Genomic DNA, 21,772 nt, shown 5'->3' on the forward strand with positions numbered 1-21,772 from the left:
CCGGCGCCTGTTGCCCTACCACAGGGCGCTGGTGCTGGAAGTTGCCGGCAAGTTCGCCGCCGCCCTGAAGCTGTTGGAACCGGCGGGGGGCATCCCGCAGCATGGTGCGAAGGACCAGCAGCGGACTTCCAGCAAGCCCGCCGCGGCTCAGCCCTGATCCGAGACACTGTATTTCCCGCCGCCCGCCAGCCCGATGACGAGGAATCCTGCCAGATAGATGAAGGCCAGCTCGCCATTGTCGGGGCCGGCGAGTTTCATCTGATGGGTGACGCCCCAGGCGACCGCCATCGTCGCCGCCAGCATCAGCGCGCCGAGCCGGGCGAACAGGCCGATGATGAGCAGGGCGGCACCCACGAACTCGGTCCCCACCGCCAGCACCAGACTCGGCATCTCCCCGATCCCGATCGGATCCGCGAACTCATGCTTGCCGGAAACCAGCTTCTGAAGTTTCGGCCAGCCGTGCAGGACGAGCATGGAAAGACCCAGCCACAGGCGGAGAAGCAACAGGGCGAGATCGGGATTGCGCGGCAGGAACTTGAGCTGGAGCAGGGACGTCATGGGCATGTTAGAGTGAGAGGCGTCTGTCACCCGGTTATTTCCGAAAACCCCGCGCCCCGGACTCACGCCCGTGTTTCTCACACTCCCCAATGGAGCTTTGACGGTAAGCAAAAGGGGTTTCTGAACCGACAGTAGCCCCTCGACCGGCCCCGAAGTTTCCCAGCGCCAACGGCGGGATGACTGTCTCCCAGGACCCAAGGTCCGCCCGATACCAGCCCGGGCTGCAAGCCCGGCTCCGCCGGTTCCGGGAGAAAAGAGGGCTGGAGGCCCGCCTCATCCGGAGTCATGCGCCGCCCTTCTCCACCCGCTGCCATCGATCGGGCCGTCAGCCTTCCACGGCATCGAGGGTCCCGGCTCCCAACCGCGAAATCGCGCGAAATTTGAGGGCAGGGACGATGGCCGCTTCGTTATGAAGGGACGGGAATCTTGGTGTCAGTTCCTTCATGCCATGGCAGCCAACCAGGCACGACAGCCGTGAAGCCGCCCGCAAAGGCCCGAGATCTTCCTTCGCGGGAGAGGCGAATCCCGGCTACTTCCTCCGGCGCCGGAGGAAGGCCACGGCTCCGAGCCCCAGCAATCCGATGCTTGCCGGCTCCGGCACCGCTTCGGCGACGGTCATGTCGTCGAGATCGAAGTTCAGGTCCGCCCCGCCGGTAGAGTTCGTGATCCGGATTTCATCCAGATTGTCCCAGCCGGTGAAGGTCACCGGAACGACCGAATTGAAGATATTCACGTCGACCGCCGCGTATCCTGCCGAAACGCCGCCGAGATAGGCCTCGATCCGTAAATTCGAGTTGCCGAAGCCGTCTCCAAGCGAGAGTCCTTCCAGCTTGAAAGGTTGCCCGGAGGTCTGGCTGATCCGAACCTCGGTGAGCGGATTGCCCGCCACGAAGGGGAACCCGAAAGTCACGACGTGATCGCTGACGTTGCTGCTCTGCAGCCCGACGTTCGATTCGACTCCGAGGTTGACCGAACCTGAACCACCGCTCGTTGCGGAAATTGTCCAGCCACCGTCACTGAAAGAATCCTGATAGATCGCCAGCGCGAGGTTATCGAAGGTCACCAGGGTTGCGGCCCGGCCGCTGGAGCCCATGGCGAAAAAGGTGGCGGCGAGAAGAATGGAAGTCGAACGGCGTGTCATCGGAGACCAGTGGGGCATTTGATTTCTGCTTCCGTAAAGTCATAAGTGATAAAATGAATCGATCGGGTGGATCATGAGTGAATTCGAGGTCCGATCATCTGCGGCTCAGGCGCGAGCCGGCGTTCCCGCGTGATATTCCCAAGTTGTGTTCCGTGAAGAACCCACCCGCGACGGTTTGTTCCGCGCATCAAGGGGCCGACATTTTCTCGAGACCATCAGAAAGGGCTTCCGGCCAATGGCGCTTTGACGGTAAGCAAAACGGCTCCCTCAACCGTCAGAAGACTCCCCGCTTGCCCCGAGGTCCTTCAGCGCCACCGAGTTGGGGCCTGTCTCCAGGGCCAATGGTCCGCCCCATACCCGCCGGGGCTGCAAGCCCGGGTTCACCGGTCCTGGAGGAATCCCAAGGGCTGAAGGCCCGTCCCATCCGGCGACATGCGCCGCCCCTCTCCACCCGCTGCCATCGACCGGGCCGTCAGCCCTCCAAGGAACCGAGGGTCACGGATCCCAACCGCGAAATCGCGCGAAAGGACGCGAAATTTGAAGGCAAGGACGAAGGCCGCTTCCCTGGAAAGGGACGGGCAGTCCAATGCATGAAGCCGCCCCGCCGATTCGGGGCGGCCGTCGCGATGGGTCATCGCCGATTTCCCGGCCATCGACTCACTCCACGAGCAAGCCCGCGGCTGCTTCCGGGATGTCGAAGCTCGTGGACCCGACGTTGGTGAACTCGACCTCGGTGGTGCGGGTCACGTCGCGGCCCTCGCCGTTGAAATTCATCCGCCCCGTCAGCATCGTCCGGTAGCCGGTGAGGACACCGTCCGCGACCGTGACGGTGACCGATCCCCCCGCCCCGGTGATTTCCGGCGGCGCGCCACCACCGCCGCCGCCCCGGCGTCCGGCACCGCGGAAGCTCATCAGCTCCTTCGCCGCTTCCTCGGAAAGCTTGCCGACGAAGGTGCCGCTTTCCTCTTTCAGCTCGGTGACTTTGGCGACCAGTTCCTTCGCCTCGACCGCGGGTTCCCGGAGGTTTTGCAACATCCGCGCGATCCACCGGCCCGGGCCTTGTTCTTCCCCATTGGGATCGGGGACAACCCAGGCGCCGTCGCGCTGCATCGCAGCTTTGCCGCCGCGGGACAGCACCTGGAATTCCCGGTCGCGGCCCGGCATGGTGACGAGCAGGAAGCCGCCGCTGCCCTTCTTGCCGGTGGTCGTGCGGTCGCCGAAATTGCCGCCGAACGATGTCGTCTGGCTCCACGTGTAGTTCGTGGCCGCGGCGAGTTTTTCAGCGGCAGCGGTCAAATCGGCAGCGGGATTCGCGGCGGGAGACTGCTCCGGCGTGGCCGGCGGTTCGGCGGGAGGCGTGGCTTCCTGTGCGGGTGCGGCGGCGACGAGAAGTCCGGATAGCAAGAGGGCTTTTGGTTTCATGGCAGGTATTGAGGTCCAACCTCCTGAAACCACCCGGCCGGGAAGAGGTTGCAGGGCGTTTTGTCATGCTTGGGAAAAGACCTCAGGCAGGGACGGACGACCAAGATGCACGGTGGAGATGGGGAGCCGCCGGGCACCAGCCCGGGGAAGGCGAGGATCCGCTTCGCCCGGGGCTGCAGCCTCCCGCACTTCATTCCCGTGTGCCCAAGCACCGTCCGAAGCCCGAAGCGATCCGCCCTGGAATTCGGGAGCGGAATCTGCTCCTTGGGTTCCTGGGAATCAATGAGATGCCTGTGGTGTGATACGACTGAATGCCTGGCGCGTTATCGCGTTATCGTTACCGCCAGGCGGATGCCTTCGAGCCCGTTTTGAAAAGGCTGCTGGGACATTGATAGGGGACGAGCATTTTTCCCCACTAGATTTGGAAATTGAAGATTCGTGTGTAGTGGCGTTTCTGGCGGGGTTTGGTTACAAGAGCCACGATATTCAATGATTGATCTGAACAACCGTGAGCTTGCGGCCGCGACCTTCATCTTGGCAGTGATCGCATATTGCCTGACTAACCCCAAGGTTAGGCCATCAATATTCGCCCTCGTGAAATGCGCGCTGAATTGGAAGCTCGCATTCACGGCATTGGCTTGTTGGGGAGTTGTTGCAGCGGGGATTTGGGTGCTAAAAGCAGTCGGACTCTGGAACGAAACGTTGCTCAAGGATGCCGTGATTTGGTCGATCTACTCGGGAACCAGCATCGCATTCCGGGGTGTCAACGAATTGGACCCTAACGCTAAGTTTAAAGCTCTTGCGATGGACCAGATCAAAGGCGTCATCGTATTCGAGTTTCTTGTGAATGTTTACACTATGTCATATTCAATGGAGCTGATTTGGCTGCTGTTGATGATCCTAGTGACAGTGCTGATCGCCGTCGGAGAAACAGACGAGAAAAATCGTCTGGCGGTTGGATTTTTCCGATTTGTTCAAGGATCGTTGGGGTTCTGGATGCTTTTATTCGTCGTTCATTCCCTCTGGAGGGGGCGGGGTGAGCTTCTAGGACTTCAGGCACTTCAAGCCTTCGTCCTTCCGATATTCCTTGCTATTTTGATGATTCCATTTGGCTATTTGGTATCGCTAATCGCAGGCTACGAAGCACTGTTCATCAGGCTGAAGCTTGGGCGCAGGCAACCACTTGATCTCCGGCTTTACTCTCAGTTCAAACTTATTGAACTCGGTGGATTAAATTCGAGCCGATTGCGGCGGATGGGGAAGTTACTTGGGCCTCGTACGAGCTGGCCAAACGATCATGATCAGGTGGACCATTTGTTCGTAGCGCTAGGACAAACGATGCGCGATCCGCTTTTGGACGAAGCTGGGGACTTTGTGTGGCCGCCGGAGCAAGCTTGGAGTATCGGGCCAGTCATTGAGTCGATGAAGGAGTATCGTAACTTGGTAGACCCATTGATCGGCAAATTGGTAGATCTGGAGAATTCGGCAGTCCAGCTAATGAGTAAGTGCTTGGCAGATGAACAATTAAGATCAGATATGATGGATGGGATGAGATCACGATTGACCGAAATGGAAGGCACTATAGAGATCGCGATTTCATTTCCCGATCTGGCTCCACGAGTGAGAAAACTGGATAGGCGCTTTCAGGATTACGCAGCATCGGTCGATGACCTCTACCGTATGGCGATCCGAACTGACGACAAAGAATGGGAGTCATGGCGTGCGACCGTTGAGATGTATTCGGAATGGTGCTGCGAGGCGCGAGAGAGGATGGAAATCGCGATTCTCCAGTACGATTAACCTTAGGCTAGACTAAATCAGAGTCCATAAAGAGGCGGGCTTTGTCTGACGGACCTCAGAAACCCGTCCGGGCCGGATTTCCTAACAGACTTTTCGAAGGTCCGCGGGCTAAATTTAGTGCAGTTCGGGACAAGCACTTTCTCGCAACCCTTATTGGCTGCTTTTGGTGCAATCCAGAACGAATGCGGAGATCCTAAGTCCCGTGGCGCCCGAAACATCACTAGCCTGTTTCACAAGAACGTCACGAGCTTCACCAGGTGATCCTACGCCAAGGCGGTTTCTCACCCTGGGCTCCGATGCATCGAAGTCATCGAACCAACTGACCCAATAGATCCCAGAGGCGATGCCAGCGGGGATCAAATACCGTTCCACCAATTGCTCTTTCATGTCGTTCAACACCCCAGAATTGTGAGCCCGCTTGTGCTCGACAATCACGGCCAGCCGCCTGCCTTCAACCTCTAGGGTTACCTTGATGTCGGTCCTCTGCTTTTTGACCCCGAGTCGTAGCTGTTCCTCGGTCGAAACAATTACCCGTTCAAGGTCCTCGCGGAGGGAATCGGCGACCCTCGCAGACAGGTCTTCTTCGAGGACCGGCCGATAGGAGCCGTCCTTTTGCCGCGACCAGCAGTCGAGGACGAAGCGTCCCTCCCGCGCAATCGAATCTTGGAAACGGCCAAGTGACACCAATACCGCCTCCTTGAGGTCCTCTTCAGTCCTCACGAGCAAGCCATCCTCTTGAATGAGCCACTTCGAAATCTCTGCAGCTCTCGGAGGAGTCCACTTTTCCTCTGCTTGGATACGGCGAGCATCTCTAAGGTACCAGCGGAGGCTATCCTTGCGCAGTTCGCACTTGAACTCTTGAAGTAGTTGCAAAATCTCGGCCGCCGCGCCCAATTCACTCAGGCGCTTCATCAACGAACTCTCAAAATCTCTCCTTTCTTCAGCCAGAGTGACGCGTCCACCTCGAAACTCGAATTTTGACATTTCAGGAAATGCTCGGACGAATGAGCGATAGATGAGAGCGACTTGGGTGGCATTGAGTTTGGAGAGCCAACCTTCGTCGGAGTAATCATGATTCAGCTTGGAAAGCACGCTATTGAAGGCAGTCCGAAGTTCCCGCCTCTTGCTCGAAAAGACGATGTCCCGCGCCTTCTCCATGCATTCCGGCAGCCTGAGTGGCGCAAGAAGTACAAGCACCAGGACAGCGCGGTGTCGCCCCTTCCGCATTGCTAATGGAATGTGAGATAAACTGGCGAGCAAGCGGCAGGCCGCAGGCCGGTCAACGTTGGCAAGAAATTGGAGCGCAGCCGCGAAACCGCCTGCCTGTCGAAGCTCTAGCTTTTGATGATTCTTGGCAACAGAGGGAAACTTCTTGTTGCGGCGGGTGAGCGTCCTCTTGTGAGCTGCACCGCAGAGAAGGGACCTCATCAACGCCAGCAATTCTTCGCTGTCGAGACCATCCCAACTTTCACTAAAGGCCCCCAGGTGGAGAGAACGATCCCAGTGCTCAAGGCCATCCTTAGCGATGGCGATCATCTCGCGCCGAACTTTCTGAGAATCGAGAGACTTCGCCAAATTCACCAGTTGCTGGTGACGCCTTTCGCCGACGTTGGAACGGCGAATTACCGCAGGAATCCATCGTTCAGCCACGATCTTGGCCAAACTGGGATCGGTCGTGATGATCTCCTCAAGGAGGTCCATCGCGAGATACCCAGCTTCGAGCCCGTTGGTCCACGTTCCAGTTGAACTTGGTGCACTCTCGGATTCCAGGAAGGACCGCGCAGCATTGGTGGCCGCGCTTCTCCCGTCCTCTGAAAGTGCAATCCAGCCTGGAGATCGGCGTATTCCATCTTCTTCCTTAGGAGAAGCTTCATCGTCCCCCTCCATCCAGTGCCAAGCCCGACTGGCGAAGCGAATCCATCCTGAGATGGCATTTGATCGGAATTGGGCTTCGACAACGTCAGTGAAATCTTGGCGTCCAAATGGCTTGGGACGCATGCCGCGCTTTCTTTGATAGGCCTTGGCACGTCTCTCCAAGCGCAATTCTCCAGCGCGGTGAAATCGATAGATTGCTTCTTCGATGGATCGATTTCGGGTGGGAGTAGGAAAAATTTGCCTGAAATCTTCGTCACCGTCTCGGTAACCGTTTACCAACCATTCGGGAACTTCTGCCTTGGTTGCCTGGTACCAGTGCCAACGTACCATTTTTAGCCACCTTTCCCTGAACGGCCCGGTCGTTGCCGGCAAGCGCGATACTACCCATTCAAGATCGGCCACTTTCAGGGGAACCTGGAGTAGGGAGTAGTCTTCCACGCCGTCGTTGCACTCAATGAGGGCTGAGAGCAAAGCCTGTCGAGAGGAGTCAGAAAGGCGATCGATCATTGGCCGGAGGTCGGCCCCCAGCTCGGCGTGGTAGCGTCGACCAACGGCCCACCAATGGCGAGCGAAGGCCTCGAGAATCTCACTGCGATCCAGATTCGCGAAAACCATCTCATACACGGTGCCAGCGAGGCCCTCCGTATCGATTCCACCCCCATACCTCATGCCACGTTTCTCTAGAAACTTGAGCGCATCGGGGAGTTCCGGCGGTTTGAGAAAATTGGGCAGATAATGGTCGATTAGCATCTCTCGGCTTCCGTGTGAGTTCTCGTCACTCCTCGGGATAAGCGGAATGATACTTGCTGCTGGCTCTCCGGCCTTGAGCAGGAAGCTCAACGCATCGGCCCGATCATGGGCGCGCCCGGTCCCGGCTTCCCCGCGGGCTAATTGCCAGATGCGTTCGTGGCTTACCTCGGGTGAATAGCTTGCCAGCCCCAGCCAAGCATCGAGAGCCTTCGCTCGAAGGTGTCGGTGTTCGGCCTCATTGTTGAGAATGTGCCACAGTGAAGACGCCAATGCAGGATCGGGACAGCGGGCACAAATGGTGATTGTTGCGTAACGGGTGCGGTCATCCAGATCGGTGCCGTTTAGAAACTTCACTAGGACTTCCGCCACTTCTCCACAGGAGAATCCCGCGTCGATTTTGCTATACTCAAGTCGGCGATGTTCGTCGGATTCCTCGGTCTCCCGGAGAACCCTTTCCACCGTGAGAGCCCGAAACAATGGAGCGAAATTCAAGCCGTCGCTTTGCAGGAGAATGTCCGGTTGATGTTCGAGAAGCCAGTCAGCCAGCGCGGGATGCGAAGATGCGAGCATCGCGGTGAGAGCTTCCATTTGGGGGGCGATCCGATTGCCAAGGCCTGCGCACAGGATCCGCAATATACGATAAAGAGGTTGTCGCTCCATGCATCGTCCCGCAAGTCGCTCAGCAAACGAATGGTGAGCAAACGAGAAAGCGGGCGGTTCACCAGGGCCGGATACCCTCGTAAAAAGCGTCCGATCCAACAGAGCCTGAAGGTCGGCGACGCTAAAAGCAAAGGGGAGCGAATCACAACGCCATCTTCCATCCAAGGGCGCGTCGAAGAATCGCCGTAGATTGAGGATCGAGGAATTGACGTCGTCGAGTTCCTCAAACTGGAGTCGGAGGTGACCTGAAAGGATTGCGTGAACGCCAATCAGTTCCGAGATTGCTTCCAGTTTTGAGTCAGGAAGGATGGGCGTCTGAATCGGGGAAGACTGTCTTTCAGCCGTTTCCTTGAGCAACCGCGAAATCTGCTGGTCGCGCAGTTGGCCAACGGAAACGTGCTGGCTTGGATTCGTCACCCAGCTTTCGATCAATGAATCAATGTGAATAGGAATGCGCGCCAAGGGTCCGAGGCTTCCATCGTGTATCCAGGTGATGAATGGGGACGGGTCGTCATGGCCACGGGCTTGAAGCGCGATTGACAGATCCTCTTCGCGTAGCGGGCAAATTTCATATACCGAGAGATTCTCACTGGTACCCCAGTCCCGAAGTAGGTCCGCGTGTCGACGGCCGTCCCATGCGACGCTTCGCAAGCAAATAAACGCACGTAACGCCGGGTGTGCATTGCGCTTCAAGAAGCCGGTGAGTGCGTCCAGTAGGCCGGGGTGGTGGGGCAAAGCCTCATCAATGCCATCGATCAGCAACGTCAATGACGAACCCGAGCTTCTATGTTCCTCCCATTCGTCTGTTTCGCGGATCGCCTGCGCTGGTGTCCCTGAGAGCTCGGTAGCCCGAAAGCGAAGGATGGTGTCGCCCTCGGCCCTAATCAACGATTCGAGTAGGTCCAACTCGTTCGATTTCCCCATCCCACCTCCGCCTAGAAGCACCAGTAACCTTTGTTGCAGCAACTCCGGTGTTTCAATATTTCCGGCTTCAGACGGCATGAAAAACCAGTCCCCATTCCAGCCGCAATTGATCGCGTTACCAGCGGGAACCCAATACCGCTTCCAAGGATACCGCTCGTCGCCCATCTAAGAGGAGAATGGCCTACGGGCAGGGGATTCCAAGTCGACAATTCTCCGGCGCCAACTCTAGTGACCTCCCAGCCTCACCCCTTATTCACCTGCGGCTTGAACTCGAGGGAGGGGCCGTCGTTGGTGTCCATCTTTTCGATGCTCGCGTTGTCGTGTTGGACGGGGACGACCTTGATATCGACCCGGACAGGGCCGGCGCGGAGGCCTTCGATGATCTGGCGGAGGTGGGCAACGGTTTGGTCGGTGAGGCTCTGCGGCTGGGCGTAGTGCTATGCCTTCGGGGATCGAGTCGGGCCTTTTTTTGAATTGCGCCGTCCCGGTCCCATTCACAGACCCCGCTCACGAGCTTCATTGGTCACTTAGGATAAGCCTTATTCAGGCTGCGACTAAACTCCGTCAGCTGTTCTTTGAAAACCCTGATCATCGACCGGATTGCCCCGTAGTTGTTCACGAAGTACTTTTTCACCTCCTGCATCACTTTCCTCTCCTGGGCGATCCCAATGTCGTCTCCTCCGGTCTCGCGAAATAGGCTTAGGAGTTCATCGTTACTTAACTCGTCGCCACGGATCCGTGCCAGCATCCACTGACAATCATCGTCGATTATACCCAAGTGCTCCCGAATGGACACAATTTCACTCTTGGCCAGCATGGCTTCTTCCCGTGATGATGCGGAAATTTCAACCCTGATTGGTGCATCCTTCGGAAGTCCGAATACTTGGCGAACTTCAGCGAGCAGATCCTCGGGTGTATGGTAGGGCCCCCTTTGATAGGACAACGGAAGAGGCGGCACCTCCGGCGGCTCCAAGCCCGCATCGAGAGCAAAGGCCCTCGATCTCGACCACCATTCCTGCCAGTGTTGCCTATCGTACTTCTTTCGACTCACGTGTGTCATCCATTTTTCCCAAGCGAGCCAACTCGGGCCAGATTGCATCAGTTCGAAGAATTCTCGTTTCGCTCCGAGCACTGGATCTGCACGCAGAATATCAATCAATTGGCTCGCCTCGTATGCGTCGGTGATTTCCGGCCCGTCATAAAACAGATCTTCTTTGAGATGGAGCAGCTGCCTCTCAGTAGGTCGCTTTCCTTTAAGGTAAAAGTATTCTGAATTTTCCCAGTTTCCGCTCACGAGAGTCTCTTGTTTGTATTAACTCTAAAAGCTCTCGGAGCGGAACGTCGAATTATTCGCCAAAACTGATCTGAGATTCACCCTTGATTCACCTCCGGCTTGAACTCCAGCGACGGCCCGTCGTCGGGGGCGTCGATCTTCTCGATGCTCCCCTTCTCGTCCTGGACCGGCACGACCTTGATGTCGACCTGCACGGGGACGGCGCGGAGGCCTTCGATGATCTGGCGGAGGTGGGCGACGGTTTCGTCGGTGAGGCTCTGCGGGCGGGCGTAGTGCTGGCCGGCGCTGGAGATGCCTTCCTTGATCGCCTCGAGGCCGTCGTTGAACTGGCTCATCTGGGCGACGACGCGGGCGACGGGGTCGTTCTCGCCGGCACCGCCGAGGAGCTTGCGCTTGTTGAACTCCTTCTTGATCTGCTCCCAGCGGGCGGCCTGGTCCTCGTCGAGCAGGCCTTCCATTTCGTAGAACTTCAGCAGGTTCGCCTCGGCGGCGGTGGTGAGGTTCTGGGACTCGCTGCGGTAGTGGTCGATGACGATCTGGCGGACTTCCTCCGGGGTCATCAGCGGCAGGATCTTTTCGGCGATGCGCGCCATGTTCCGGTAGGAGCCCTGGAGCTTGAAGGGCGGCTCGGTGCGGTAGGCGTCCTCCTGGGCGGCGCTTTTGATGTACTGCAGGTTCACCCGCAGGATGGTGTCGCGGACGGAAAGGAGGTGCTTCACCACGGCGAGCATCTCCTCGATCTCGGCGGGGGTATAGTTGCCCTCGAAATCGGCGCCGTCGCGGCTGCCGGTCTCGGCGACGCGGATCAGCATCAGCACGTCCTTCTGCGAGCGGCTGGCGAGGATCGAGAGGGTGGCATTCGAAGTCAGGGCGTTCTCGATGTAGCTGGCCTTGAAGGCCGCCTCGTGGCCGCCGAGGATGTCGCCGAGATTGTAGGTGTCGGCGCGGTTGGCTAGCATGTCCGGGATCTGGAACTTGCCGCCGCTCTCGGTGTAGGGGTTGCCGGCCATGACGACGGCGACCTTTCGACCACGGAGATCGTAGGTCCGCGGCTGGCCTTTCCAGACGCCCTCGATCTTGCGCTGGGCGTCGCAGAGGGAGATGAACTTCTGCAGGAACTCCGGGTCGGTGTGCTGGATGTCGTCGAGATAGAGCATCACGTTGTCGCCCATCTCCAGCGCCAGGTTGGCGCGTTCGACCTCGGCGCGGGCGGAGGCGTTGGGCGCCTCGGCCGGGTCGAGCGAGGTGACGCTGTGGCCGAGCGCCGGGCCGTTGATCTTGACGAAGGTCAGGCCGAGGCGGTTGGCGATGTATTCCATCAGCGTGGTCTTGCCGTAGCCGGGCGGCGAGACCAGCAGCAGCAGGCCCATGCGGTCGGTGCGGGTGTTCGCGCCGGCGGTGCCGAGCTGCTTGGCGAGGTTGTCGCCGACCAGCGGCAGGTAGACCTCGTCGATCAGGCGGTTGCGGACGAAGGCGCTCATGACCTTCGGCTTGAATTCATCCAGCCGCATCTCCTGGCGCTTGATGTCGGTCAGCTCGGACTTGCGGGTGGCCAGCGCGCGGAAGGCGGCGGCATCGGTCCGCTCGTGGCGGGCCAGGCGGTCGAGGAACTCGCTGTAGTGGATCTCCAAGGTCGCGTCCTGGATCCGCGGGTGGCTGGAGCGCAGGCCCTCGGCCTTGAAGGCGAGAGTGACGGACTTGACCGCGCGCTGCTCGAAGCCGCCGCAGGCGAGGTGCGCGGCGGCCTCGTCGATGACCGCGGCGAGCAGGCCGGCGGGGGTGCCTTCGAGGGCGTCGGGGTAATTGGCCGCGAAGCCGGCGAGCCAGTCGCGGGCGATCTCGAATTTGACGAAGGGCGGCACCGAATCGTCGCCGAGCGATTCCTTGAGCATCGCCTCGCCGCGCTTGGCGACCAGGGTGTGGTGGAACTTGCGGCTGAGCTCGGCCGCGGCGGCGGAGACGACGAAGGGCCCGCCGGCGGCGAGTTCCTCCGAAAGGTAGTCGGCGGCGCGCTGCGGGTGGAGGTCGAGGAAGAGGCCGTGGCTGCTGCGCCAATCGGCGAAGGCGCTGGCGAGGCGTTCTTTCCACGCCGCGGTCTCGTCGCCGCCTTCGAAGAGGCTACGACGTTTGCCGTAGGAGGCGAATTGGTTGGCGAGGCGGTCTTTCGCCGGATCCTCCCAGGACTTCCAGAACAGGTGGGCGGCGGCGCGGTCGCGCGGGCTGTAGCGGAGCAAGCCGGCCTCGGCCTGGATCGGCAGCAGCTCAGCGAGGAGCTTGGCGGCGTCCTCGTCGTGGATGCCCTTGGTGTAGCCCTCGGCGTAGCGGGGCTGCATGAAGGATTGGAGGGAAGATAAGAGGTCCGTTGTCGGTTGTCGGTTGTCGGTTGTCTGAAGGTCGGAAGACTCGGGTGCGGCGGAGAAAGTCGGCGCGGCGGGGCCGCCACGCCCTACCGTGGTGAGATACTGCCAGGCGAGGTATTCGACGCGGGCGACGCCGGGGCTTTCGCTGGGGACCTCGAGGTCCCAGGCGTCGCGGGTGGCGAGGAAGGCCGGGTCGGTGATCGGCTCGTAGAACTTGGTGCCGGTGAGGTGGAAGGCCATCGACTCGTCGTGGGGGACGATGGTCATTTCCAGGGCCTGGGTGTTGACGTTGAAGGCGTTCTTGCCGAAGCGGATGACGTTCTCGCCGTCGACGTAGAGCTCCTTCTTGTCCTTGAGCTGGCGGACGCCGTCCTCGCGCAGGGTCTTGAGGCGGGTCTGCAGGTCGTCCGACTTGACCGAGTCGCCGAGCTTCTGGAGCTGGCCGATCAGGTCGCGGACCTTCTCGATCATCGGATCGGTGGCGAAGTAGGAGTGGATCTCCTCGACCTCGCCGAAGGCGGCGACGCGATTGCGGATGCCGGCGAGGATCCGCTCGGCGGATTTGAAGAGGGCGCCGGCGCGCTTGCCGCGGGCCTCGACCAGCTGGGTGCGGCGGCTTTCGAAGGCGTCGTAGATCTCCTCGCGGCGGGTGGCGATCTGCTCGATGTATTCGTCGAACTCGGCGAACTTGCCCTCGAGTTCCTCGACCTGGACCATCAGGCGGGTCAGCGATTCGTCGCACTTTTCCGGCGAGTCGCAGAGGTCGAGGTAGTTCGCGAGCGCCTGCGACAGCAGCTTCAACTGTGCCGAGAACTGCGCCTCCCCTTCCCCGCGGGCGAGTTCCTTGCGCTTGTTGCGCAGCGAGCCGCGGGTGCCATTGAGGCGGGCGTAGAGGGTGGAGATCCGTTCGATGATCTCGGTGGTCTGGGTCGCGTCCTCGATCTTCAGTCCGCCGACGATGTCGATGAGCATTTCCAGCTCGGCCGCGGCCTGGTCGAGGGCGGTGGCGACCTCGTCGGCCTCGGTGACCTTGGTGATCTTTTCGAGCGCGGCTTCCTGGGCATCGATCGAGGCGGCGTACGACTTGAGGGAGTCTTCGCCTAACAGGAAGGCGACGGTGCGCTGGGAAACCTCGTCGGTGGTCGTGACGACCTCGGTCTCGAAGGCCTCGATGACCGCGGGGTCGGTGTAGCGGACGTCGCGCAGGCCGATGATCTCGCCGCGCAGCTTGCGCAGGCCGGCGAGCTGGTGGACGAAGCCCTGGAGATCCTCCGGCGGGGTGGTCTTGGTCTCGCGGACCAGCTTTTCGACGGCCTCGCGGATGGTGGCGGTGCGCTCGCTGGCGACGGCGCGGAGCTTCTGGACCTTGTCGAACTCGCCGATCGCGGATTCGCCGGCCTTCTTGATCTCCTTGATCGGCGCGGCGAGCGACTGGCACTCGGCGCGGTCGAGCCAGAAGTAGGCATCGAGCAGGTCGCCGGCGCGCTTGACGACATCGAGGTAGAGGCCGGCGAAGGAGTCGTCCTTGTGGAGGAGGGTCAGCAGCTCGCGGGCCTCGGCCATGCCGCGGACCAGCTCGGGGTTGCCGATCTTGTAGAGGAAGGACTGCTTGTCGGTGGCCGCGGCGCTGCTCGACTCGTCGTCCAAGTACGGCGTTTGCCAGATTTGCAGGGCGTGGTGCTTCTGCGGCTGGCCGTCGCCGCGGAACAGGACCAGCTGGCCGTCGCCGAAGAGCGAGCGGCCCGAGCACATGATCGGGTTCTCGACCGACTGCTGGATGCGGTTGTAGGGCAGCAGGACGTATTCGCCGGCGGGGCGGTTGTAGAAGGAGTAGAGCACGTCCTCGCCGTTGGCGCTGGCGACCTTGCGCTCGAAGCGCATGTCGAGCACGCCGTGGTCGAAGGTCTTCACCTCGCCGGTCTGCAGCAGGTAGCCGTTGGCGAAGATGATGCCCTGGTCGTCGGGGAGAAGCACGCAGGAGTCGCCGATCGCGTCGATGCGGTGCACCGACTTGGTCTTGTCGTTGAAGACGAGGTAGCGGTGGAGGCTTTCGCGGTAGGGCAGGATCTTGAGGAGGATCAGCGAGCCTACGACGGCGTAGAAGATCTCCGCGTCGTCGAGCGTCTGGTCGCTCTCGGTGACCGGCTCCGAGTAGATGCCCTGGCCGCTGGCGGTGTTGTCCTCGACCTTGATCGTGAGGTCGCCGCCGACGGTCTCGACAAAGACGCGGTCCTCGATGGAGACGTGCGGGTGGAGGCCGGAGCGGTGCATGCCGCGGTGGGCGCGGGTCCACTCGAACTCGTGCTGGGCGGGATAGACGTACTCGTGGTCGAAGCGGTTGCCGATGTACTCGAGCGAGCCGTCGCTGTTGATCTTCCACTTGAAGGTCTTGAGGTCGTCGACCGTCTTGCCGATCCGCATCGCCATGTAGAGATGCGGGCCGATGATCATGAACTTCTGGAAGACGGCCTCGCGGTAGTACTTGAAGAGGTAGGCGAAGTCCTCCTCGAAGCGCGGGTCCTTGAGCACCTCGCCGACCGGGATGCCGGTGAAGGTGCGGCTTTCCGGATCGTAGTCGTAGGCGGCGAAGACGTCGGCGACGTCGGTCGTCTGCTTGAGGCCGAACTGGATGTTGTAGCCGAAGAGGAAGCGGTGCTTGCCGACGGCGACGAGGTCGCGGGCGACGCAGTTGTGCTCGGTCGAAACCCGCTCGGTGGCGAGCAGGGCGGTCTCGATGCCGCCGAAGACCTGGAGGCGTTCGGCATTCAGCGCGTCGAGCCCGTCGCGCAACGTGGCGGCGTGCTTGTCGAGCCGGGCGCGGATGACTTCATACGCGCCGCCTTCGAGCTGGTCGGGCTTTGGGGATTCTTCGGGCATGGAAATGGAGTGGCACCACGAATAGGACGAATCTTGCGAATCTCTGGGTGGCTGAGATTAGCGGACGATGCGTTCGTACTGGAGGTCTTTGGGTTTGCCGAAATTGACAAGGAGGCCGAGGCGGAATGAAGAGGCCTTGAGGTAGTTGTGGACCTGGGCGCGATGTTCGTCGGTCAGGTTGCTGACGGCTTTCAATTCCACGATGATCTTGGACCAGGCGACGAGATCCGGTTCGTATTTCTTGGTGAGGAGGTTGCCCTTGTACCAGATCTCGAGCTTTGGCTTGGAAACGAAGGGCAGCGAGCGTCGGCCGAGCTCGCTCTCCAGCGCCTCTTGGTAAACGTCCTCCAGGAACCCGCTGCCCATTTCGTTGTAAACCTCGAAGCAGGCGCCGATCAGATCGTAAGCCTCCTTCTTGTAGATCAACTCCATGGACAGACGGGATTCGTGGAATTCGTTGGATTCGTGGTGCCCTTATTGCAGCACCTTCGAGGCCTTTTCGTCGGTGAGGCCGAAGCGGTCGGCGGCGCCGAGGAGGCTGATGAGCTTGCTGCGGGTCTCGCCGCTGGAGCTGCCGAGGAACTGGGCCAGGGCGGCGCCGACGGTGAGGTTCTTGACGTCCTCGCTGGTGACGCCGAACTGGCCGGCCCACTCGCGGAGCTGCGACTTGAAGTAGTCCGGGTCGCCGTTGAAGAAGGTCTCCTTGACGTCGCCGAGCACCTGGCTGTTGCCGACCATGCGGTCGACCGACTTGCCGTTGGAGATGGCGCCGGCGATCTGGTCGAAGAACTTGCCCTCGCCGCCGATGATCTCGATCTTGGCGGACTTCATGGCCTCGCCGATGACCGCGGCCTGGGCCTCGGCGATGTCCTTCTGGATGTGGATGCCGGCGAGTTCGATCGCCTTGTCCTTCTCGAGGCGGAGCTTGAACTCCTCGTGGGCCTGGCCGGCTTCCTCGAAGAGCTTCATGGCGTCGGCCTTCTTGTGGATGCCTTCGGCTTCGGCTTCGTACTTGAGGCGGCTGACCTCGGCTTCGGCCGTGCCCTGCTTCTGGGTGGCGTCGGCCTTGGCGATCATGACCTCGGCTTCGCCCATGCCCGGGGCGGCAGTTTCCTTGGCGGTGGCTTCGGCGAGCAGCTTCTTGGCGTGGGCCTGCTTCTCGCTGGCGCTCTGCTCGGCCTCGGCGGCGATGACGACCTCCTCGGCCTTGAGCTCGGCTGACTTCTTCGAGGCCTCGGCGGCCTTGACCTTCTCGTAGAGGTCCTGGTCGGCCTTGAGCTTGGCGGCCTCCTGCGAAGCCTCGGCTTCCTTGATCTTGCGGATCATCTCCTCCTGGGCGAGCGCCTCGGCGAGGGTGACCTTGACCTGCTTGTCGCGGTCGGCGCCGGCGAAGGCCTCGGTGTCCTTGATGCGCTCCTGCTCGACGACGACCAGCTTCTCGACGGCGACGCGTTCCTTGATGACGTCCTGGATGGCCTTCTTCTCGACCTCGACGGCCTTCTCCTTCTCGATCGCCTTCAGCGTGGTGATCCGCTCGCGCTCGATCGACTCGAGTTCCTGGTCGCGCTTGACGCGTTCGACCTCGACCACGTCGGTGCGCTCCTTGTTGCGCTGGGCGACGAGCACCTGGCGGTCCTTGTTCTGGGTGGCGACCTCAATCTCCTCCTCGGCGGCGATGCGGGCGCGTTCGGACTTCTGGCGCTCCTCTTCCTGCACCTTCTTGGTCTCGGCTTCCTCGCGGGCCTTCACGCTCTCGACCTCGCGCTGCTGCTTGGCCTCGGTCTCGGCGAGCTGGCGCTCGAGTTCGAGGATGGCTTCGCGGGCCTCGACGTCCTGCTGCTTGATGACGCGCTCCTTGTCGCGCTGAATGTTGTTGGAAAGCTTGGCCTGGGTGGCGGTCAGCTCGGTGATCTTCTTGATGCCCTGGGCGTCGAGGATGTTGTCGGGATCGAGCGCCTCGATCGGGGTCTGCTCGAGGTAGTCGATGGCGGCGTCATCGAGGATGAAGCCGTTGAGGTTGGTGCCGATGATCTTGATGATCTCGTCGCGGAAGGTCTCGCGTTCCTCGTAGAGCTCGGTGAAGTCGAAGCGCTTGCCGACGGTCTTGAGGGCCTCGGAGAACTTCGCGTCGAAGAGGCCGCGAATTTCCTCGGTGTTGGACGCGCGGTCGCAGCCGACCGACTGGGCGACGCGCAGGACGTCCTCCTCGGTCTGGTTGACGCGGACGAAGAAGGCGACCTTGATGTCGGCGCGCATGTTGTCCTTGCAGATCAGGCCGTTCTTGGCGGTGCGGTCGATCTCCACCCGCTTGAGGGAGATGTCCATGGTCTCCAGGCGGTGGAGCACCGGGATGACGCACATCCCGTTGAAGCTGACCTTGGTGCCGCCGACGCCGGTCTTGATCAGCGCCTGGCCGCGCTGGGCCTTGCGGTAGAGCATCGAGTAGACGACGGCGAGCGCGACGACGAGCGCGAGGATCGCGCCGACCGCCAGGGCGATGATGAGCGTGGTGCCCTCGAGAAGGGCGGCCAGCACGGGTGTTGCGAACGAATGCATATTCATTGGGGTGGGTTGTCTGCGGACAGGGAACGGACGGTGTAGACGCCGGTGTCGGCGTCGTGGGCGATCACGATGACTTCAGCGTCGCGCGGAAGAGGGGACGAGCCGGCGGCGACGCGGGCGTTGAGATAGAGCGGGGCGCCGGCGTTCTCGATCTCGACCTGGCCCGAGCGCTCGTCGACCTCGGCGGTGCGGACGATGCCGGTGCGGCCGATGACCGGGACGTGCTTCTCGTCGTCGGACTTGAGCAGGCGGAAGAGCGGCTTGAGCGGCGCGACCACGAAGCGGGTGAGGATCACCGCGCCGGCCAGCGAGCCGAGGGCAACGATGCCTCCGGTGGTGCCCGACTGCGCCTGGTTGAACCAGAGGTTGCCGAGCATGGCGCAGGTCCAGAGCAGGATGACGAGCACCGAGAGGACGACCATCAGCGGGACGTCCTTGGCGTTGACGATCCGCAGCGCGCTGGAAAGCATGCCGCCGGAGTCGCCGCTGTCACCATCCGGGCCGTCGGTGTCGAAATCGACATCGAGGAAGTCGAGATCCACCGCGCCGAGCATGTTCAGCACCCAGTAGAGGGCGACCGGGACCAGGAGGATGGTCAAGGGCAGCACCTGGGGGCTGATGGCGAGTTCGAGGATCTCTTTCACGACGCGCGCATTCCAGACAATGCGCTGTCTTTGGGCGACTACAAAACCGGGGGCCGTTTCGATCAAGTTGAGTGCCAGACCAAGGGAAGCGAGGCGGGTGTTGTGATTTTGAGGGAAGGATGGAAGGGAACGCCGACTTCAGTCGGCTTGGAATGGAATCGAGGAGCTCCCCGGTCGGTCTTTCCAAGCCGACTGAAGTCGGCGCTCCCTCGGCGCCCGTAGCCGATGCTATCGTTCGAGGATTTCCACCTCGTAGCCGTCGGGGTCGGTGACGAAGGCCATCTTGCGCTGGCCGGAGGTGAATTTCTCGCGCCAGCCGCCGGGCCAGATCTCGATGCCGGCCTTTTCGACGCCGTCGCAGTATTCGACGATGTCGGGGACGCCGAGGCAGGTGTGCATCAGGTCCTCGGGGCAGGTGGCGGTGTAGTCGGGCGAGTGGCAGAGTTCGAGGAACACGTCATTTCCCTCCAGCTCGAGGAAGGCGAGCTGGTTGCCCTGGGGCGAGTCCTGGCGGCGGCTCTCCTTGTAGCCGAGCTTTTCGTAGAAGGCGATCGAGCGGTCGATGTCGGCGACGCGGATGCGGGTGTGGAGGAACTTGATCATGGCGGGCGGACCATGAGGCCGGAGCAGCGGGCTGTCATGCGCGGATGTCGCGTGAATTTGCAAAGATCACGCGTGATCCATCTGGCCCTTGGCGCTGCGGCGATTCCCGTGATAGGGGTTAGGTGCCATGAAAACCATTGTTGCCGCCGTTGATTTCTCGAATGCCACCCCCGGAGTGCTCGAAGCCGCGGTGAAGATCGCCAAGGCCTTCGGTTCGTCGCTGCACCTGCTGCACGTGCTCGAGCCGGAGCCGAGTTACACCGCCTACGGGTTCACGCCGGATGAGTTCCCGGCGATCCACATGTTCCAGGAAGAAGCCCGCAAGCGCGCGACCTCGCGGCTCGACGAGTTGCTGGCCAAGGTCGGGGGCGATCTTGCCGGCGTCACGGTGCATCTCGCCGAAGGCAGCCCGCTGCACGCGGTCCTGGACTACGCGAAGAAAATCGACGCGAATCTGGTCGTCGTCGGTTCGCACGGTCACGGCGCGGTGGCCTCGTTGCTGATCGGCAGCGTGGCGGAGGGTTTGATCCGCAAGGCGGTGGTGCCGACGATGGTGGTGCCGGCCCAGGCGAAATAGAGGCACGTGGTCTGCTGGACCCCGCTGGACCGCTCCTGCTGCCGACACCCGGTTGACAGCGGGGAGACCCGGTCCACGGGAGTGATGATGACGCCAGCGAAGAGCCAAGCCCGCCCTCACCGACGAATCCTTCGGGCCTTCGCCGCCCTGCTTTTGCTTTCCTGCCTTCCGGTCGCAGCCGCGGAGCCGCCGGGGGAACCGACCGTCGAGATCGCCAAGGAACACGCGCGCGTGCTGAAGTCCGACCTGGCGCTGGCGGCGCACCGGCTCGGCGAGGCGGTCGATCTCGGCGCGCAAGACGCCGGTTCCGGGTGGCTGGACCAGCCGTGGTGGTTGGGCGTCAGCGCGGCACGCTATCTCGCCGCGGCTCTGATCCTGACCGCGGTCGGGCTGCTGACGGGGCTGATCGTCCGGCAAATCCGCAAGCGGGCCGGCAGGATCGACAACGGCGGGATCCGGACCTGGCCGCGGCTGGTCCTGACCTCCGCGCGGAAACCGTTGGCGATGATTCTGTGGATCTACGGCGTCTACTTTGCGCTCGGCATCCTCTTCGACGCCATGCCGCCGGATGCGCCGCCCGCGGCATGGGGCGGGAAACTTGTCGGCCTGACTTTTACCGGGCTCACCGCGGCGATCTTCTGGTTGGCGTTCCGGCTGATCCGCGCGGGCCAGAAGAAGATGGAGGGATGGGCCGACCGCCGGCCGGGCATCACCGACAACATCATCGTGCCGATCGCCGCGACGGCGTTGCGGCTGGCCACCCTGGTGACCGGCGTCTATGTCCTGATCGGGACCACGGATCCGCCGCCGCCCTTGGACTGGATGGCTTCGAAGCTGGCGGCGATGTTCGCCATTGGCTGCGTCGCGCGCCTGATCATCCGATCCGCGAGAGTCGCCGAGGGCGTGCTGCTGAAGGCGCACCGGATGGACGTCGCGGATAACCTGAAGGCGCGCCAGATTTACACCCAGGTGTCGGTGATCCGGAAGGTCATCGTGGTCTGCGCCGGCGCGCTGGCGGTGGCCTGCATGCTGATGTTGTTCGAGCCGGTGCGGCAGCTCGGCACCAGCATCCTCGCTTCGGCGGGGATCGCGGGGATCGTCCTCGGCCTGGCGGCACAGAAAACCCTGTCGAACCTCTTCGCCGGCATCCAGATCGCCGTCTCGCAGCCGATCCGGATCGACGACGTGGTGATCGTCGAGGGCGAATGGGGGAAGATCGAGGAGATCTCGCTGACCTTCGTCACGGTCTGCATCTGGGACCTGCGGCGGCTGGTGCTGCCGATCAACTACTTCATCGAGAAGCCGTTCCAGAACTGGACCCGCAACTCGGCGACGCTGCTCAACAGTGTCTTCATCTACAGCGACTACACGCTTCCGGTGGAGCCGCTGCGCCGGGAGCTGCGGCGCTTGTTAGAAGCCAACCCGTTGTGGGATGGCGGGGCCTGTGTGCTGCAGGTGACCGATTCGACCCCGCAGGCGATGGAAATCCGCTGCCTGATGACCTCGAGCGACGCGCCGAAGGGCTGGGACCTCAAGTGCGAGGTCCGCGAAGGTCTGGTGACCTTCATCCGCGAGAACTACCCCGAATGCCTGCCGCGGGTCCGCGCCGAGGTGCGCCGCGATGGCGTCGCGCCCGTGCCGGTGGCTGCATCGGCATCGGGCCCGGCTTCGGGAACCGGCGAGTCGTCGCCGGGGTTGGCGGTTCGGTGACACGCGCGTCATGAG

13 protein-coding genes are annotated in these 21,772 nt (G+C 61.7%); 3 read left to right on the top strand and 10 right to left on the bottom strand.

Annotated elements, in window-relative coordinates; translation table 11 throughout:
- Positions 1–147 precede the first annotated feature (147 nt).
- From IG178_RS12590 to IG178_RS12600, 3 genes are all read right to left on the bottom strand, one after another.
- Complete coding sequence (locus IG178_RS12590) at positions 148–558, bottom strand: DoxX family protein (protein ID WP_193212913.1); 411 nt, start codon at positions 556–558, stop codon at positions 148–150.
- 529 nt (positions 559–1,087) lie between these two features.
- On the bottom strand, positions 1,088–1,699 hold the full coding sequence (locus IG178_RS12595; protein WP_193212914.1) for a PEP-CTERM sorting domain-containing protein: 612 nt from the start codon (positions 1,697–1,699) through the stop codon (positions 1,088–1,090).
- A 657-nt stretch (positions 1,700–2,356) separates the two neighbouring features.
- On the bottom strand, positions 2,357–3,121 hold the full coding sequence (locus IG178_RS12600) for a hypothetical protein (RefSeq protein WP_193212915.1): 765 nt from the start codon (positions 3,119–3,121) through the stop codon (positions 2,357–2,359).
- A gap of 489 nt (positions 3,122–3,610) precedes the next feature.
- Between IG178_RS12600 and IG178_RS12605 the strand changes: the two genes are divergently transcribed.
- The gene (locus IG178_RS12605) at positions 3,611–4,921 is read left to right on the top strand and encodes a hypothetical protein (protein ID WP_193212916.1); all 1,311 of its coding nucleotides are present in this window, start codon (positions 3,611–3,613) and stop codon (positions 4,919–4,921) included.
- A 150-nt stretch (positions 4,922–5,071) separates the two neighbouring features.
- Here IG178_RS12605 and IG178_RS12610 read toward each other — a convergent pair whose 3' ends face one another.
- The 7 genes from IG178_RS12610 to IG178_RS12640 form a co-directional block, all read right to left on the bottom strand.
- Positions 5,072–9,208: an NACHT domain-containing protein gene (locus IG178_RS12610; RefSeq protein ID WP_193212917.1), complete on the bottom strand. Its 4,137-nt coding sequence runs from the start codon at positions 9,206–9,208 to the stop codon at positions 5,072–5,074.
- 445 nt (positions 9,209–9,653) lie between these two features.
- Positions 9,654–10,424, bottom strand: a complete 771-nt coding sequence (locus IG178_RS12615; RefSeq protein ID WP_193212918.1) for a hypothetical protein — start codon at positions 10,422–10,424, stop codon at positions 9,654–9,656.
- Positions 10,425–10,501: 77 nt separating this feature from the next.
- Positions 10,502–15,661 carry a DNA repair ATPase gene (locus tag IG178_RS12620; RefSeq protein WP_193212919.1) on the bottom strand — a complete coding sequence of 1,720 codons (5,160 nt, stop codon included), beginning with the start codon at positions 15,659–15,661 and terminating at the stop codon, positions 10,502–10,504.
- A gap of 57 nt (positions 15,662–15,718) precedes the next feature.
- Positions 15,719–16,093 (bottom strand): GxxExxY protein, encoded by a 375-nt coding sequence (locus tag IG178_RS12625; protein WP_193212920.1) that lies wholly within the window; start codon positions 16,091–16,093, stop codon positions 15,719–15,721.
- A 42-nt stretch (positions 16,094–16,135) separates the two neighbouring features.
- Entirely contained in the window at positions 16,136–18,223 is a 2,088-nt protein-coding gene (locus IG178_RS12630) for a flotillin family protein (protein WP_425499865.1), read from the bottom strand.
- Positions 18,220–18,867 carry a hypothetical protein gene (locus IG178_RS12635; protein ID WP_193212922.1) on the bottom strand — a complete coding sequence of 216 codons (648 nt, stop codon included), beginning with the start codon at positions 18,865–18,867 and terminating at the stop codon, positions 18,220–18,222. Before IG178_RS12635 ends, IG178_RS12630 begins: the two co-directional genes overlap by 4 nt.
- Before the next feature lie 228 nt (positions 18,868–19,095).
- On the bottom strand, positions 19,096–19,470 hold the full coding sequence (locus tag IG178_RS12640) for a VOC family protein (RefSeq protein ID WP_193212923.1): 375 nt from the start codon (positions 19,468–19,470) through the stop codon (positions 19,096–19,098).
- 127 nt (positions 19,471–19,597) lie between these two features.
- Between IG178_RS12640 and IG178_RS12645 the strand changes: the two genes are divergently transcribed.
- Together IG178_RS12645 and IG178_RS12650 are read left to right on the top strand one after the other, a co-directional pair.
- The gene (locus IG178_RS12645; RefSeq protein WP_193212924.1) at positions 19,598–20,047 is read left to right on the top strand and encodes a universal stress protein; all 450 of its coding nucleotides are present in this window, start codon (positions 19,598–19,600) and stop codon (positions 20,045–20,047) included.
- 153 nt (positions 20,048–20,200) lie between these two features.
- Positions 20,201–21,757, top strand: coding sequence for a mechanosensitive ion channel family protein (locus IG178_RS12650; RefSeq protein WP_193212925.1), 1,557 nt, complete (start codon positions 20,201–20,203; stop codon positions 21,755–21,757).
- The last annotated feature ends 15 nt before the right edge of the window (positions 21,758–21,772 follow it).

It is taken from the genome of Neoluteolibacter marinus (assembly GCF_014904755.1).
Lineage (GTDB): Bacteria > Verrucomicrobiota > Verrucomicrobiia > Verrucomicrobiales > Akkermansiaceae > Haloferula > Haloferula marina.